Origin of the sequence: Pseudomonas sp. PDM30 (assembly GCF_019218985.1) — a bacterium.
Taxonomy (GTDB): domain Bacteria; phylum Pseudomonadota; class Gammaproteobacteria; order Pseudomonadales; family Pseudomonadaceae; genus Aquipseudomonas; species Aquipseudomonas jessenii.
Genome location: NZ_JAHUWM010000008.1, coordinates 53,844 through 68,628, shown reverse-complemented (window position 1 = coordinate 68,628; position 14,785 = coordinate 53,844). Strand labels below are relative to the sequence as shown.

The 14,785-nt window shown below is 55.8% G+C and carries 15 protein-coding genes; 8 read left to right on the top strand and 7 right to left on the bottom strand.

Translation table 11 applies throughout. The features are described from left to right. Window positions 1-132: 132 nt before the first annotated feature. Window positions 133-969: a S1 RNA-binding domain-containing protein gene (locus tag KW840_RS19225; RefSeq protein WP_218496971.1), complete on the bottom strand. Its 837-nt coding sequence runs from the start codon at window positions 967-969 to the stop codon at window positions 133-135. A 351-nt stretch (window positions 970-1,320) separates the two neighbouring features. On the opposite strand from KW840_RS19225, the gene KW840_RS19220 reads away from it, so the two are divergent. The 3 genes from KW840_RS19220 to KW840_RS19210 all read left to right on the top strand — a co-directional run bounded on the left by KW840_RS19220 (window position 1,321) and on the right by KW840_RS19210 (window position 3,386). Then, window positions 1,321-1,509, top strand: a complete 189-nt coding sequence (locus KW840_RS19220; RefSeq protein WP_015096330.1) for a hypothetical protein — start codon at window positions 1,321-1,323, stop codon at window positions 1,507-1,509. 207 nt (window positions 1,510-1,716) lie between these two features. Further along, the gene (locus KW840_RS19215) at window positions 1,717-2,439 is read left to right on the top strand and encodes a TorF family putative porin (RefSeq protein WP_090453748.1); all 723 of its coding nucleotides are present in this window, start codon (window positions 1,717-1,719) and stop codon (window positions 2,437-2,439) included. A 77-nt stretch (window positions 2,440-2,516) separates the two neighbouring features. Next, window positions 2,517-3,386, top strand: coding sequence for a DUF6279 family lipoprotein (locus KW840_RS19210; protein WP_218496968.1), 870 nt, complete (start codon window positions 2,517-2,519; stop codon window positions 3,384-3,386). Between the two features lie 121 nt (window positions 3,387-3,507). Here the strand turns inward: KW840_RS19210 and KW840_RS19205 are convergent, their stop codons facing one another. Beyond that, entirely contained in the window at window positions 3,508-3,900 is a 393-nt protein-coding gene (locus tag KW840_RS19205) for a transcriptional regulator (RefSeq protein WP_090453744.1), read from the bottom strand. A gap of 190 nt (window positions 3,901-4,090) precedes the next feature. Here KW840_RS19205 and KW840_RS19200 point away from each other — a divergent pair, with 190 nt between their 5' ends. From KW840_RS19200 to KW840_RS19190, 3 genes are all read left to right on the top strand, one after another. Continuing rightward, entirely contained in the window at window positions 4,091-4,825 is a 735-nt protein-coding gene (locus KW840_RS19200) for a thioredoxin family protein (RefSeq protein WP_090453742.1), read from the top strand. A 264-nt stretch (window positions 4,826-5,089) separates the two neighbouring features. Continuing rightward, complete coding sequence (locus KW840_RS19195) at window positions 5,090-5,845, top strand: bifunctional 2-polyprenyl-6-hydroxyphenol methylase/3-demethylubiquinol 3-O-methyltransferase UbiG (protein WP_158247453.1); 756 nt, start codon at window positions 5,090-5,092, stop codon at window positions 5,843-5,845. A gap of 177 nt (window positions 5,846-6,022) precedes the next feature. Continuing rightward, the gene (locus KW840_RS19190; RefSeq protein WP_218496965.1) at window positions 6,023-6,298 is read left to right on the top strand and encodes a hypothetical protein; all 276 of its coding nucleotides are present in this window, start codon (window positions 6,023-6,025) and stop codon (window positions 6,296-6,298) included. 62 nt (window positions 6,299-6,360) lie between these two features. On the opposite strand, the gene KW840_RS19185 is transcribed toward KW840_RS19190, so the two are convergent. Next, window positions 6,361-7,701 carry a DEAD/DEAH box helicase gene (locus KW840_RS19185; protein WP_007972492.1) on the bottom strand — a complete coding sequence of 447 codons (1,341 nt, stop codon included), beginning with the start codon at window positions 7,699-7,701 and terminating at the stop codon, window positions 6,361-6,363. 348 nt (window positions 7,702-8,049) lie between these two features. Continuing rightward, the gene (locus KW840_RS19180) at window positions 8,050-8,568 is read right to left on the bottom strand and encodes a hypothetical protein (protein ID WP_102671251.1); all 519 of its coding nucleotides are present in this window, start codon (window positions 8,566-8,568) and stop codon (window positions 8,050-8,052) included. A 239-nt stretch (window positions 8,569-8,807) separates the two neighbouring features. Here KW840_RS19180 and KW840_RS19175 point away from each other — a divergent pair, with 239 nt between their 5' ends. Continuing rightward, entirely contained in the window at window positions 8,808-10,106 is a 1,299-nt protein-coding gene (locus KW840_RS19175; protein WP_218496964.1) for a mechanosensitive ion channel family protein, read from the top strand. Window positions 10,107-10,244: 138 nt separating this feature from the next. Here the strand turns inward: KW840_RS19175 and KW840_RS19170 are convergent, their stop codons facing one another. Next, window positions 10,245-10,889, bottom strand: a complete 645-nt coding sequence (locus KW840_RS19170) for a hydrolase (protein ID WP_218496961.1) — start codon at window positions 10,887-10,889, stop codon at window positions 10,245-10,247. A 158-nt stretch (window positions 10,890-11,047) separates the two neighbouring features. On the opposite strand from KW840_RS19170, the gene KW840_RS19165 reads away from it, so the two are divergent. After that, on the top strand, window positions 11,048-11,935 hold the full coding sequence (locus KW840_RS19165) for a LysR family transcriptional regulator (RefSeq protein WP_218496959.1): 888 nt from the start codon (window positions 11,048-11,050) through the stop codon (window positions 11,933-11,935). Window positions 11,936-11,996: 61 nt separating this feature from the next. Here KW840_RS19165 and KW840_RS19160 read toward each other — a convergent pair whose 3' ends face one another. After that, complete coding sequence (locus KW840_RS19160; RefSeq protein ID WP_256353471.1) at window positions 11,997-13,430, bottom strand: S41 family peptidase; 1,434 nt, start codon at window positions 13,428-13,430, stop codon at window positions 11,997-11,999. Window positions 13,431-13,596: 166 nt separating this feature from the next. Further along, the gene (locus tag KW840_RS19155) at window positions 13,597-14,463 is read right to left on the bottom strand and encodes a carboxylate/amino acid/amine transporter (RefSeq protein ID WP_218496954.1); all 867 of its coding nucleotides are present in this window, start codon (window positions 14,461-14,463) and stop codon (window positions 13,597-13,599) included. Between the last annotated feature and the right edge of the window lie 322 nt (window positions 14,464-14,785).

Below are 14,785 nucleotides of genomic sequence, written 5' to 3'. Positions count from 1 at the left end.
TCTCGTTGAAAAGAAAACACCGGGGCGAAGAATCATGTTGTCGATTATTAACCAGAAGGCCAGAAAATGCCGCCTGCCAGAGACCTCTACTTCTCTGCTTGCGCCATCCTGGCCCTCTATCTTGTCAGCGCATCAACTGAGTTCGATGCGATCGGCATGAATGACAATCTGGCCATTCTTGTACAACGCACCGATGGCCTTCTTGAAGTTGCCCTTGCTGACACCGAACAGACTGCTGATCAACGCCGGATCGCTCTTGTCGCTCACCGCCAGGCTGCCGTTGTTTTCGCGCAATTTGGCGAGGATCTTCGAGTTCAGGCTGGTGGCCGCTTCCTGGCCGACCGGTTGCAGGCTCAGGCTGATCTTGCCGTCGGTGCGAACTTCCTTGATGAAGCCCTTTTCTTCTTTACCGGCGCGCATGAACTTGAAGATTTCGTTCTTGTGGATCAGGCCCCAATGCTTGTTGTTGATGATGGCCTTGAAGCCCATGTCCGTGGCTTCGGCCACCAGCAGATCCACTTCCTGGCCCGCGGTGTAGTTGGCCGGGGTCTTGTCCAGGTAGCGGTCCAGGCGCGCGGTCGCGGTGATGCGACGGGTGTGCTTGTCGAGATAGACGTGCACCACCACATACTCGCCCGCCGTCATCTGGCGCTTCTCTTCGGAGAACGGCAGCAACAGGTCTTTCGGCAACCCCCAGTCCAGGAATACGCCGATGCTGTTGACTTCAACAACTTTCAAACTGGCGAATTCACCGACTTGAACTTTCGGTTTTTCAGTAGTTGCGATGAGTTTGTCATCGCTGTCCAGATAAACAAAAACGTTGAGCCAGTCTTCATCTTCGGTAGGAATATCTTTTGGAATATAACGATTAGGCAGAAGGATTTCGCCATCCGCGCCACCGTCCAGATATAAACCGAAGTTAGTGTGTTTAACCACTTGCAAACTGTTGTAACGCCCGACTAAAGCCATGTCCAATACCCTCATTGCGTGGGCGGCATTCTACCCGGTTTTAAGCGCCGCGTTCGGCAGCCGGCCCGGTGGCGCGAGAAAATCTCCCTGAAGCCCTTAATTTTCCCGGGTTTTCATCGCACCCCGTCCGCTCGTCAGGCCGTTCCGGGCATTTACGCCATGCCCTGGCAAGCGTGATGCGGTATTTTTCCAGGCAATGTTATTAGTTAAAACAGCGGCTTAGGTGCATATTTCGAATATTGGCCGGGGACTAATTACCCCGACCTCACGAATATGCCGAGGGGATATTTGCCAAGCAATTATCAGGCAACTCCTGTACGATGCCTGGCCAAGTTAATTTTCTACAGGTTAATGGCCGCCATGCGCGTAAAAGCATCCACCAGCAAAGCAAAGCCAGCTCCAGCCGTCGAAACCAGCGAATCGATCAACAGCCAGATCGCTGCGTTCCTCAAGTCCGGCGGTGAAATCCAGCAAATTGCCAAAGGCGTCAGCGGCCAGACGTTCGGCCCGTCCAAGCAGATCACCCTGGGCAAAAAGTAATCCCCCTCGCGTCACCTGGTCCCAAAGCGCTTTGAGCTTCGAAGCGCTTGGACTGGAACCCTCGTTACTCCTCCGGCACTCCCTCAAATCCCGTAGAAATCGACGAACGGCCTTCATTGCCGATTATTCGCCGGTATCCTTGCACACGTCTGGATCAAGCGTTTCAGCGGGTTCACCAGCCTGCCCTCGCAGTTCATGGAGTGACGCATGCTCAAATCTTTCTACCTTTCGGCATTGCTCGGCAGCCTGCTGGCATGCTCCGTAGCACAGGCACAAATCTTTCAGCGTGAGCTGGGGGGCTTCGACCTCAAGCTTGGCACCACCCCCACCCGCAGCATGGCCCAGGGCCTGGTCAAACCCTCGGCCGTCGGCTCGTTTCACGGTGGCCTGGACCTGAGCCACGACAGCGGTTTCTACGTGGGCCAATGGTCGCCCAGCATGGGCATCAGCCCGGGGAAAGACCTCGAGATCGACTCCTACATGGGTTTTAAACAACCCTTCGACCAAACCCTCGGCTACGAAGTGGGCTTGATCCGCTACAGCTACCCCGAAGTCACGACCCCTGACAGCCAGGAACTGTTCGGCGGCCTGACCTTGCTCGGCAGCCGTTTCGGCATCGCCTTCAGCAATGACCCAGACAAACAGAACAACACCCTGTTCGCTGACTTGAGCGGCAATCAACCGTTCGGTGTCGGCATCAGCCTGAAATACACCACCCACCAATTCAATACGCCAGTGGCGGTGGATGGCGGGTATGTAGGCAGTTTTACCGATTGGTCGCTGAAATTGTCCCGCCCGTTCATGGGCATCGACCTTGACCTGATCTACAGTGACTCCAGCCTGAGCGGCAGCGGTTGCTCGGCCTATGCCGGGCACAACAGCCAGTGCGATGGGCTGGTGACGCTCAAGGCCGAACACGCGTTCTATTGATCGGCTGAACTGCCGGGCTCCTCCCGGGTTCACATGAGAATCAGACCCCGAAGACTGGCTTTCGCAAGGAATCGCCCATGTCCCGCTGGTTCAAGCATTTCGCCGTTGTGCTGACCGTTACCCTCGCCCTCGGCGCGTGCAGCCGCGTGGGCCTGGCCTACCGCAATCTCGATGTGATCATCCCTTGGACGCTCAGCGACTACCTGGACATGAACGGCGAGCAGAAAATCTGGCTGGACGAGCGCCTGAAGGAACACCTGAGCTGGCACTGCACCACCCAACTGCCCGGCTATCTCGACTGGCTGGACCGCCTGCAAACCATGGTCGCTACCAACCAGGTCACCGATGCCGCCTTGCAGGCCCGCGCCCACGAAGCCGAACAAGCGATCGCCGAGACCGCGCGAGAAATCACCCCGTCGGCCATCGAGTTGCTGCAAAGGCTGGATGACAAGCAAGTCGCCGAAATGAACGACGCCTTCGCCAAGGACCGGCGCAAACGCCAGGAGGAATACCTCAAACCCTCCCTCGACCAGCAGATCAAGGAGCGCGGCGCGCGCATGGAGAAGCGCCTGAATGACTGGCTCGGGCCACTGAGCACCACCCAGCAACAGCGGGTAGCCACATGGTCCAGCGCCCTGGGCGAGCAGAACACCCAGTGGCTTGCCAACCGGGTCCATTGGCAGAAGCAGTTCAGCGCGGCCGTTGCCCAACGCCAGAGTCCACAATTCCCACAACGGATCGAGACACTTCTGGTCAATCGTGAGAAGTTGTGGACACCCGCCTATCGTCAGGCCTTTGCCAACACCGAAGCCCAGGCGCGTTCACTGTTCGTGGATCTGATGGCTGAAAGTACGCCGAGCCAGCGGGCACGTTTGCTGAAGAAAATTGAAGGTGTGAGGAAGGACTTCAACGACTTGAAGTGCCTGAAAGCGGCGAAACAAGACTGACTGCAACACAAGACGCATGTGGGAGCGAGCCTGCTCGCGATTGCGGTGCGTCGTCAACATCAATACTGAAACTGAGATCGCTATCGCGAGCAGGCTCGCTCCCACAGGGGATTACACAACATCAGGCAATCTGCGCTTTCGACGCTACCTCATCAAACGTCATCTCATCCAGCGCATCCTCCTGCTCGTCCAGCACCTGCCGCGGGTGATCATTGCCGGGAATACTGCTGTCGATCAGGCTCAACAAACGCGAACCCCGCGCCGTCAGAATGTAATTGGTGCCCGTGCCACCTTCGTCTTCAGGTCGCGGCGCGATATAGCCACGCGCCAACAGTAACTTTTCGTACTCTCCAGCCACCGTTTTCAAGTGATCAAGATTTTCAATCGGCTCGCCTTCCGCGGCCTTCTGCGCGGCATGCTGTTCGGCGTAAGGCCGCGGCGTGAAGCTGTGGCCCGCGCTGTTTTGCACTTCATGCAGCAAGCGCTCAATCAAGTCCCAGTTGTAAGTCGTCATCCTGAACCTCCGGTGTCCGTTCGATTGATGCCCGTGCAATTGAACGGGCCTTACAGGTTGTGACCGGTACGCCCGGCCACCGTTCAGCCGGGCGTTTGCAGACGACCGACCGGCGGCATGTCGAAATCCATGCAAGCCAAACGACTAGGCTGTGTAAGTCACCTCCCCGCCCCACGCAGGAGAAAACAACATGAACATTCAAAACCATCCCGTCGTATCGCGGGAAGAATGGGTCGCCGCCCGCAAAGAGCACCTGGCCCACGAAAAAGCCTTCACCAGGGAAAGGGACAGACTCAGCGCCGAACGCCGCGCCCTGCCCTGGGTGAAAATCGACAAGGACTACCACTTCCAGGGACCCGACGGCGAACTGAAACTGGCGGACCTGTTCGGGGGGCGCAGCCAGTTGGTCATCTACCACTTCATGTTCGCCGAGGGCTGGGATGAGGGCTGCCCCGGTTGCTCGTACCTGAGCGATCACATCGACGGCGCCAACCAGCACCTGGCCCACCATGACGTGGCCGTGGTAGCGGTTTCCCACGCACCGTTCGCCGAATTCCAGGCGTTCAAACGGCGCATGGGCTGGAAGTTCGACTGGGTATCGTCCGAAGGCTGCGATTTCAACTACGACTTTGGCGTCACCGCCCGAGCCGAAGACGTCGCCGCCGGAAAGGCTACATACAACTACGAAAAAACCGACGGCGCCGAGGAGGAACTCCCCGGTCTCAGCGTGTTTTATCGCAATGACGCCGGAGAAATCTTCCATACCTACTCCACCTATGCCCGGGGCCTGGACATGCTGGTCGGCGCCTACAACTACCTGGACCTGACGCCCAAGGGTCGCAACGAGGAGGAAATCATGGAGTGGGTGCGACATCACGACCGGTACGAAGAACAGGCGACCCCCAGTTGCTGCCATGGGGGGTAGCCTTGAAACAGAATCGAGGCTCTCGTCGGAGCGCCGCCCGGAGCCGGCTCGCGCCCAGATTGGACTTGTGCTCGCCACGGTCCCCCCTGTGGGAGCGAGCCCGCTCGCGAAGAGGCCAAACCCACCCGAAAATAAATAGCGCTCAACCGAAGAAATGACCGGAGAACTGTCATTTTTTTAAGCTACGCTCAAGGCTGTCCGACTGTTACAACACTAAAACAATAATTGGAGAGAATTGTGTCAGGACGACAAGACCAGAATAAAGTGACTGACGAAAGCTATTGGGACAGTGTGTGGTCCCCTGCACAGTCCTCGCTGTCCACCTTGAGCGGTTCAGACTTCTACTACGGGAAAAATGGCCTCTTCGCCAGGTTGATTCATGAGAGGCTTGGCTCGATCAAGGGCTCTCGTATTCTGGAACTGGGAGGTGGCGGCGAAAACAAACGCCTCTTGTCCATGAAAAAATGGATGGACGCAGACGTCACCGCTCTCGATTTCTCCGATGAAGGTCTGAAAGTCGTCAAGGAGCTCTTTGATATCAATCAATGTTCAGGCCACTTCCTCAACGCAGACATATGCAACTGGATACCCGATCAGCAATACGACACCGTCGTTCACTGGGGTGTCCTGGAACATTTCATTGATCCAAGGCCTATGCTTGAGAAGTCATTTTCCGCCTTGAAAAATAACGGCAGGTTACTTTTTTCGATGCCGAACATGGAAGCTGTTGGCGCACAACTGTGGAAAAACTGGTGCCCTGAAAACTGGTCAAAACACGTATTCCACTCCAAAGAACTCATCGAAAAAACATTACATGAGATCGGCTTCTCAACAATTGGAAGCTTCCATTACGGTGTGCCTTTCTTGAAAGGTGCTGAGTGGGAGATTGCTGCCATGGGCCAGCGCCCCATCGATCTGTTACAGAAAGTCTGCAGTGCCTCGGCTCGTGTAGTGCCGATTTTTCATAAATATGGAAACAAGCATATTTCAATGGAAAGAGGATTCATTGCGGTCAAGTGATCGAGGCTTGAGTAAACGGGATCGACTCTCTCACCGTTTAGTCGAGTGCAGAAAACCGGACATTGTCCGGTTTTTTGTTGGGTACCCTATACGGGATGCATCCGCCACCTCGGCTGAACTTTTCTTGCCGTTGTCCCCTCAACCGGATATCTGCCGTTACCGGAACAGAGGACACTTATGAAAATCCTGAGCAAGCTGACCCTCGCCATCACCCTCGCTTGCGCCCTGCCCGCCTGGGCCTGCACCCTCGAGGAAGCCACCGCCAAACGCGAGCAACTGGCCCGGGAAGTGGCCAGGCTCACCGAGCAGAACCCGACCAAGGCCAAGGAGATCAACGACGAGTTGCAGAAAATGGACCTGGGCACTGCCGCCAAGAACCTGCCGGACAAGTGTCAGTTAATCGATCAGCGCTTGAAGGAGTTGGACTCGGCAGAAAAGAAAACCGAGAGTTGATAATCATCAGACATAAAAAACCCGGACACTGTCCGGGTTTTTTATGCGTCGCTTGCAACGACTTACTCAGCCGCCGGCGCTTCCGGCTTGCGGCGCTTGAGCGGGGCCATGCCGTCCTTGCTGACCAGGGAATCGCTCTTCGGCCGGTTGGCGCTCTTGCGCTTGGTCGGGGTCTTGGCGGCAGTTTTCTTCTTGTCACCCTTGGCGTCAGTCTTTTTCTTCTTCACGCCGACGGCCTTGCCCGAGGCCTTGACCTTTTTCGGTCCGCCGTAGGTGCCTTTGACTTCCTTGATGGTGCGGCGCTCGAAGCTCTGCTTGAGGTAGCGTTCGATGCTCGACATCAGGTTCCAGTCGCCATGGCAGATCAGTGAAATCGCCAGACCATCGTTACCGGCGCGACCGGTACGACCGATACGGTGCACGTATTCGTCGCCGCTGCGCGGCATGTCGAAGTTGATCACCAGGTCCAGGCCATCTACGTCCAGACCGCGAGCGGCGACGTCGGTGGCCACGAGGATTTTCACGCCGCCCTGCTTAAGGCGGTCGATCGCCAGTTTGCGATCCTTCTGGTCTTTCTCGCCGTGCAGCACGAACGCTTTGTATTCCTGCGCCACCAGGCGGCCGTAGATACGGTCGGCCATGGCCCGGGTGTTGGTGAAGACGATGGCCTTCTGGTAGGTCTCGTTGGCCAGCAGCCAGTTGACGATCTGTTCTTTGTGCTGGTTGTGGTCAGCGGTGATGATCTGCTGGCGGGTGGTGTCGTTCAGCTGGCTGACCGCATTGAGCTGCAAGTGCTCAGGGTTGTTCAGGACTTTGGCGATCATCTCGCGCAGGCCAGAACCACCGGTGGTGGCAGAGAACAGCATGGTCTGCTGACGGTTGGTGCACTCGTCCACCAGACGCTGAACGTCTTCGGCGAAGCCCATGTCGAGCATGCGGTCGGCTTCGTCGAGCACCAGGACTTCAACTTCTTTCAAGTCGAGGTTGCCGGCGTTCAACTGCTCGATCATCCGGCCTGGCGTACCGATCAGGATGTCCGGCACCTTGCGCAGCATCGCGGCCTGGACCTTGAAGTCTTCGCCGCCAGTGATCAGGCCGGACTTGATGAAGGTGAACTGCGAGAAGCGTTCAACTTCTTTCAAGGTCTGCTGGGCCAGTTCGCGGGTCGGCAGCAGGATCAGGGTCTTGATGCTGACGCGGATTTTCGCCGGGCCGATCAGACGGTTGAGGATGGGCAAAACGAATGCAGCGGTTTTACCGCTACCGGTTTGCGCCGTCACCCGCAGGTCACGCCCCTGGAGCGCCAGCGGGATGGCCGCGGCTTGCACAGGCGTTGGCTCGACAAATTTCAGCTCGGCCACGGCTTTGAGCAGGCGTTCGTGCAGGGCGAATTGGGAAAACACGGGTGCTACCTCGAAGAAATGCAAAAAAATAGCTGCATAGGGTAACGGTTTCGAGCGCTCAGGCCGAGTTTCTTTGTGAAAATGTTGCCGCCATGGAGCGTAATCCTTCGTAAATCACGTGTCGAAGCTGAAATCACAAAGGTTTTCAGTGATTATCAATAGGAAAAATTTGCCATTGGGTAAGGATGAAATCCACGGGCAACCATCAAATCAGCTGCTAACACTTCTCAACTAGGAAGATTTTGCCGCTGACAAAAAATGAGGCACTCATTCAAAAAGGGGACTGCGGGTACACCCCCCTTTTTTCGAGCAAAAAATAATGCGATTATTAGCCAGCTTAAAATCGATTTATATCGCCCACTTTAAATTATCGATGAACAACGGATCAAGGTGATCATAGCCACCGAATGCAACATATTCAATTCCCCGTTCACTGCTCAGCGATACATCTTTCGGACTAAGAGGATCACCGTTTGACGGTAAAAGAATAAGGTCACTACGGGGACCATCTTTCTCTTGATAATAATAGTGGCATAGAAAACCTACCGTCTTAACATTAGCATAGGAAAAGCTGACGCTTGACACAGGATCTTTGAAATGAAAGAACACAATCCCCCCGCTTACAGCGAGACATTTTTTACCCCAGCTTGGTTCCTGAACATTGTGGTCCCATGTAAAAAATCCACGGCCATTCCCTTCTTTTAGTGCGCGCGCAGTAAGTCCATTGCCCAAATCATAACTTTCACCTGGGTTAAGGCGAAGTTCCCTTTCAAACTCCTCCCTTCCATCCCTGAAGGGTGTCTTAGCTGCGTTAGTAGTTTCAGGCACTACAAGTGTCATTGGTATAATTTTATATGCCGCTTCCATATCAACACTCCTTATGTAAAAACACAGTGGCGAATGCCAATCTGCAGATCACATTAAAAGGGTCTTACTTTTGCACTGTCTACTGTCATATTTGACAGGTTCGACGAACGGACGTGATTTCCTTTCCTAAATTTTTGTGTCGCACAAGTGCACACATGGCTCCATTGGCTATGTCTGCGCGCTGTTGTTTTCATGCTCTAATCGCTCTATCGCGACCTACAGAAGAATCGTTTTTGCACATGGATATCAAACAGCTCTGGCTCAACGCAAAAGACCTTTGGGGCACTCTCGACCAGCATCCGCTCCTGCATGCCAGCCTGGCGCTGATGGTGTTGATGATCATTGCGCTGGTCCTCGGACGAGTGGCGCGCTACTTGATCCTGCACGCCAGCAGAATGCTCGGCCGTCAACCCGCACTGCACTGGGTCAACGACTTGCGCCACAACAAGGTGTTCCAGCGCCTGGCGCAAATGACACCGTCACTGGTGATCCAGTTCGGCCTGCACCTGGTGCCGGAGCTGAGTAAAACCGCGATGGTGTTCCTAGGCAACGTCGCGCTGGCGTTCACCATCCTGTTTCTGCTGCTGGCGGTCAGCGCCCTGCTCAATGCCCTGCTGGATATCTACGCCCGCACCGAACACGCCCGCACCCGCTCGATCAAGGGCTATGTGCAACTGGCGAATTTGGTGTTGTACGTGTTTGGCGCGATCATCATCGTCGCTACGCTGATCGACCGTTCGCCGCTGTTGCTGCTGTCGGGCCTGGGTGCCATGTCGGCGGTGATTCTGTTGGTCTACAAGGACACGCTGCTATCGTTCGTCGCCAGCGTGCAGTTGACCAGCAATGACATGCTGCGGGTCGGCGACTGGATCGAGATGCCCCAGGTGGGCGCCGACGGCGATGTGGTGGACATTACCTTGCACACGGTCAAGGTGCAGAATTTCGACAAGACCATCGTCTCGATCCCGACCTGGCGCCTGATGTCCGAGTCGTTCAAGAACTGGCGCGGCATGCAGGCTTCCGGTGGCCGCCGAATCAAACGCAGCCTGTTCATCGACGCCAGCGGCGTACGCTTTCTGCGTGACGACGAAGAGCTGAAGCTGTCCCAGGTGCACTTGCTCACCGACTACATGACCCGCAAACAGGCCGAACTCAAGGCCTGGAACGAAGCCCAGGGCAACGTCGCGGCCATGTCGGCCAACCGCCGGCGGATGACCAACATCGGCACGTTCCGCGCCTATGCGCTGGCCTACCTGAAGAGTCACCCGGAGATCCAGCCGAACATGACCTGCATGGTGCGCCAGATGCAGACCACGGCCCAGGGTATTCCGCTGGAGATCTACTGTTTTACCCGCACCACGGCGTGGGCCGATTACGAGCGGATTCAGGGGGATATTTTCGACTACCTGCTGGCGGTGCTGCCGGAGTTCGGGTTGAGCCTGTATCAGCAGCCGAGTGGTACGGATTTACGGGCCGGGTTGCTGCCGGCAGTGCTGGGGGCAAGCCACATTCCCGAAGCCGAAAAACGCATGATGTAACACTACAAAAAACCTGTAGGAGCGAGCTTGCTCGCGATGAGGGCGTGTCAGTCAACATATGTGTCGTCTGACAGTCCGCAATCGCGAGCAAGCTCGCTCCTACAAGGGCAGGGGTACATCCATTTCAGCGTTTGCGGGTTACTTGACCTGCCGCTGCGGTGCCTTGTGCACCATGGTGTAGGCGTAATCCACGCCCATGCCGTACGCGCCGCTGTGCTCCAGCACCAGTTCCATCACTGCCTCGTAAGTATCCTTGTGCGCCCAGTCACGCTGGTATTCGAGCAACACTTGTTGCCAGGTCACCGGTACCGCGCCTGCCTGAATCATCCGTTGCACCGACATGTCGTGGGCTTCCTTGCTGGTGCCGCCGGAGGCGTCGGTGACGATGTACACCTCGTAGCCTTCAGCCAGGGCTTCCAGTGCCGGGAACGTCAGGCAGACCTCGGTCCACAGCGCGGCAATGATTACCTTCTTGCGACCGGTGGCCTTCACTGCGTCGACCAATGCCTTGTCTTCCCAGGAGTTCATCGACGTGCGCTCGATCGGCTTTTGATCCGGGTGCACAGCCAGCAATTCGGGCCAGATGTAACCGCTGAAGCTTTCGGTTTCGACCGAGGTGTAAATGGTCGGCACGTTGAAGATCTTCGCCGCCTTGGCCAGGCCCACGGTGTTGTTCTTCAGGGTCTGGCGATCGATGGACTGAACGCCGAATGCCATTTGCGGCTGATGGTCGATCAGGATCAGGGCGGAATTGGTTGGGTTGAGCAGTTCACGAATAGACATGGCGCGTTCCTTTTGATGTCGATACTTCGAATGGGTCAGGGGTTGGTCGACGTTGCCTTCTGCGGCGTTGTTGTCGGCTTGGATGTCACTTTAGGGGCTGGCGATAAAAGGGACAATCACCTAAAATCGAGAATAATTGATTCTAAAATAGGGACAATATGGATCGCATCGAATGCATGCGTGCCTTCGTCGTCACGGTTGGCGAGAACGGCTTCGCCGCCGCCGCCCGGGCCATGGACGTGCCGCGCTCGAAAGTCAGCAAACAGATTCAGGCGCTGGAAGAAGCCATCGGTGTGCAGTTGCTGCAACGCACCACCCGCAGCCTGCACCTGACCGAGGCCGGAGCCGAATATTTCGATGCAGCACGGGAGGTGTTGGCGGCACTGGACGAGGCCGAGCAACGCGCCCGTGACGGCATCGGCGAGTTACGCGGTGTGTTACGGGTCAATGCGCCGATGTCGTTCGGTCTTCGGCGACTGGGGCCGTTGATTCCGCTGTTTCATGAGCAGAACCCGAACATCGAACTGCAACTGGTGCTCAGCGACCAGCAAGTCGATCCCGTGCGGGGTGGGTTTGACGTGACCATCCGCATCGCCAGCATGCCCGACTCGACGATGATTGCCCGGCAACTGGCACCCGCGCCGCGCATCATGGTGGCATCCCCTGCTTATCTTGAGCGCGCGGGCGTCCCGCAGACTCCGCAGGACCTGCGCGCCCATCAATGCCTGAACTACGGGTATCTGCAGAGCGGTGTCAGCCTGCAACTGTGCAATGGCAAGGAAACCCAGCGGGTGAACGTCACCGGCCCGTTGCACGCCAACAACGGCGACTTGCTCGCCCAGGCCGCCGAAGCCGGCATGGGCATCGCCCTGCTGCCCGACTTCATCGTCGAGGATGCGCTGGCAGCCGGGCGCCTGGTGCCGGTGCTGTGCGAATGGCAGGCCCCGGCGATCACCATCAACGCGGTGTATTCGTCGGCACGGCGGGTGCCGCAGAAGACCCGGGCGTTTATCGAGTTTCTGGTGGATCAATTGGCGCCCAAATGACTTTTGGGCATCCCACAAGGTTGGCGTGTTGCGACGTGACTCAGAAATAGCGCCGTTCCGATCAAAAATGATCAAGCACCCATTCTTGAACTGCAGGTGTATCGTTTATATCGCCATTAAAAACAAATGGCGGATCATAACTTTGATTGTTTCCTCGAGCTCGGCCTCTCCATACCTTTAACGGCAGCCAGAACTGAGCACCACTCGGCAGTGTTTGAGAGCCTATGTCGATATAAAGTGTATCGCCGCTCGTTGGTAAACCTAAATGGACAACCCCCGGAACTGCAAGAACAACGTCCGCAAAGTCTAGACAGGCACTCGCGCAAAAAGAGTCAGTAACCAGTGCAAGCTTGCCTTTAAAACCTTGGGCATTGGATCCTCTCGCGCCTTCTTGAAGGACCGAGGATTCGTTCGGCTGTCGTAACCAGTCTTTCTTCTCGTGAAGCGCGAACTCCATCGACCCGGTCAGACCAAGAACAAACTTGTAAGCTTCGCTGTCTTTTCCATAATCACTCCCCATGGTAGCCAGAGCATTATTGAGCGTTGAGAGTGCAAAAGGAGAAACACGCCACATCGCATACGCACGAGATGGCTCACCCAGGTTTTTCACCCATTGCGAGCCTAACAGTGCAGAAAGTATTTCAGCACCAACCAAACTGTTACCGCCGCGATTGCCTCGTGTATCAAGCACAACCAACTTGGCATCATTGATACTCTTGATTGCCTCGAGCATTTTATCCAGGGAAGCATTCTCGGCTGCTGACGGCATGAAATTTGATACATGTATCCAATATCGCCCTTCTCCCAAATTCCGGAGCGATTGAGGGGGTTGAGGTTGACGCAGGAAAGCCTCCAGCTGCCCGGAGTCCTCTTGCCACAACAACGTAAAGTTTTGCCTTAGTCCATCCGGAAGAACAACCAAACAACTTTTTAACAAGTCTCTCGCGAGCACGGGATAACTGGCATCATCGACAGTTAACTGCTGAGCCAAATGCAACCAAGTGGACTGTAGATTAAGTCTACGATCAAAGTATGGAGATATTTCACCCTCTAGTTTTTCGCGGACCGATTTATTATCACACGATATAACCTCGGAACCTATCGGCGGCAGCGGTACAGGCCAATTTTCAGCGACGTGCTTTACAACGAAACTCTGGCCACGCATATCCAAAATGAAACCTGCCCAGGACGAACGTCCTTTATCAGGTTGACTCAGCCCTACGTGTCCGTCCTTGAAGCCCGTGATGTAAAAATCAAGCACGGCCTGGGAGTCTTTCTTTGAGTTGACGCGTCTGGACAGCTGACTTGCATCCAGATAACCCCGTTCAACCCAGTCTGAAAAAGACACATTTTCACTGTCTATAGCGCCTGGATGAGAAGTAACCACCAGTTGTCGAATGACAGAAAGATCATTAACAGTAATCTCTCTCCAATCTTTTTTATGCGCCTCATCAGCCAGCACGAAAGGCGGCAAAACAACAACCAATAGAAGCATTAAGCATAAATGCTTCAAGAGAAACACATTAGCGTTACACGTCATTTAAAAAACCAAAAAAACGGACAAATGATGGTCAGATAGATGTCATCTGAGCATTGCCGGCGTTCGCTGCTAACCGAATGCGAGCAGCTCTTCGTCAAAAAATCGCAGCCTGCGGCAACGCCTACGCGAATCTGGTTGCGCGCCGTATACCCAACCGACTAATCCACACCGCCAGCAAAATCACCGAACCACCGAGCAACAACCGCACCAGTTCTTCATGCTGGTTCCAGATCAGCAGGTTGATCAGCAACCCCACCGGCACATGCAGGTTGTTCATCACCGCCAGGGTCCCGCCGTTGACCAGGCACGCGCCTTTGTTCCACCAGTAGAGTCCCAAAGCGGTCGAGACCAGGCCGAGGAACAGCAGCACGCCCCATTGCAACGGCGCTTCGGGCAGGAAGTTCTGTTTGCCGAACAACAGAAACGCCGGCAATGCCACCGCCAGTGCGCCGAGGTAGAAGAAGCCGAAACGTCGGTAATGCGGCAGATCGCTCGGGTGGCGCGCGACCAGATGTTTATAGAGCACCTGCCCGGCGGCGTAGGTGAAGTTGGCCAGTTGCAGCAACATGAACCCCATGAAGAAGTCCGGGTTGATCCGGTCGAAGCGAATCACCGCAGCCCCCGCCACCGCCACCAACGCCGCGACCAGGGCCCAGGGGTTGAAGTGACGATTGAGCGCATCTTCAATCAGGGTCACGTGCAGCGGCGTGAGGATGGTGAACAGCAACACTTCCGGCACCGTCAGTACGCGAAAGCTCAGGTACAGGCAGACGTATGTCACGCCGAACTGCAACGCGCCGATCAATAGCATGCCACGCATGAATGCCGGCTCTACCGAGCGCCAGCGGGTCAGCGGGATGAACACCAGCCCTGCCAGTAGCACGCGTACCAGCACGGCGAAGTAACTGTCGACATGACCGGCCAGGTATTCGCCGATCAAACTGAAGGAAAACGCCTGGATCAGCGTGACAAAAAGTAGATAGCCCATGCTCGCCTCATTTCGAATGGCGGCGACGATAGCGGTTTTTGCTGCTGATCGCGAACACCCAAATAATACAAATTCCTTGTGGGAGCGAGCTTGCTCGCGATAGCGGTGGATCATTCAACATCATTGTCGACTGACACTCCGTCATCGCGAGCAAGCTCGCTCCCACAGGGTTTTGTCGGTGTTGGTTAAATCCCGGGCAAAAAAAAGCCCGATCTCGCTAAAGCGTTCAATCGGGCCAGGGCACTCAGGAGCAACAAGTGCGAAGGGAGGTTCGATGCGCGTACAGGCTTGAAGGGTTGCGCCAGGTCACTAGACCATCCAG

What these genes read in the sequence shown, in the direction of transcription:
- KW840_RS19225 (WP_218496971.1), bottom strand. Translation starts at nt 969, where the DNA reads ATGGCTTTAGTCGGGCGTTACAACAGTTTGCAAGTGGTTAAACACACT.
- KW840_RS19220 (WP_015096330.1), top strand. Translation starts at nt 1,321, where the DNA reads ATGGCCGCCATGCGCGTAAAAGCATCCACCAGCAAAGCAAAGCCAGCT.
- KW840_RS19215 (WP_090453748.1), top strand. Translation starts at nt 1,717, where the DNA reads ATGCTCAAATCTTTCTACCTTTCGGCATTGCTCGGCAGCCTGCTGGCA.
- KW840_RS19210 (WP_218496968.1), top strand. Translation starts at nt 2,517, where the DNA reads ATGTCCCGCTGGTTCAAGCATTTCGCCGTTGTGCTGACCGTTACCCTC.
- KW840_RS19205 (WP_090453744.1), bottom strand. Translation starts at nt 3,900, where the DNA reads ATGACGACTTACAACTGGGACTTGATTGAGCGCTTGCTGCATGAAGTG.
- KW840_RS19200 (WP_090453742.1), top strand. Translation starts at nt 4,091, where the DNA reads ATGAACATTCAAAACCATCCCGTCGTATCGCGGGAAGAATGGGTCGCC.
- KW840_RS19190 (WP_218496965.1), top strand. Translation starts at nt 6,023, where the DNA reads ATGAAAATCCTGAGCAAGCTGACCCTCGCCATCACCCTCGCTTGCGCC.
- KW840_RS19180 (WP_102671251.1), bottom strand. Translation starts at nt 8,568, where the DNA reads ATGGAAGCGGCATATAAAATTATACCAATGACACTTGTAGTGCCTGAA.
- KW840_RS19175 (WP_218496964.1), top strand. Translation starts at nt 8,808, where the DNA reads ATGGATATCAAACAGCTCTGGCTCAACGCAAAAGACCTTTGGGGCACT.
- KW840_RS19170 (WP_218496961.1), bottom strand. Translation starts at nt 10,889, where the DNA reads ATGTCTATTCGTGAACTGCTCAACCCAACCAATTCCGCCCTGATCCTG.
- KW840_RS19165 (WP_218496959.1), top strand. Translation starts at nt 11,048, where the DNA reads ATGGATCGCATCGAATGCATGCGTGCCTTCGTCGTCACGGTTGGCGAG.
- KW840_RS19160 (WP_256353471.1), bottom strand. Translation starts at nt 13,430, where the DNA reads ATGCTTCTATTGGTTGTTGTTTTGCCGCCTTTCGTGCTGGCTGATGAG.
- KW840_RS19155 (WP_218496954.1), bottom strand. Translation starts at nt 14,463, where the DNA reads ATGGGCTATCTACTTTTTGTCACGCTGATCCAGGCGTTTTCCTTCAGT.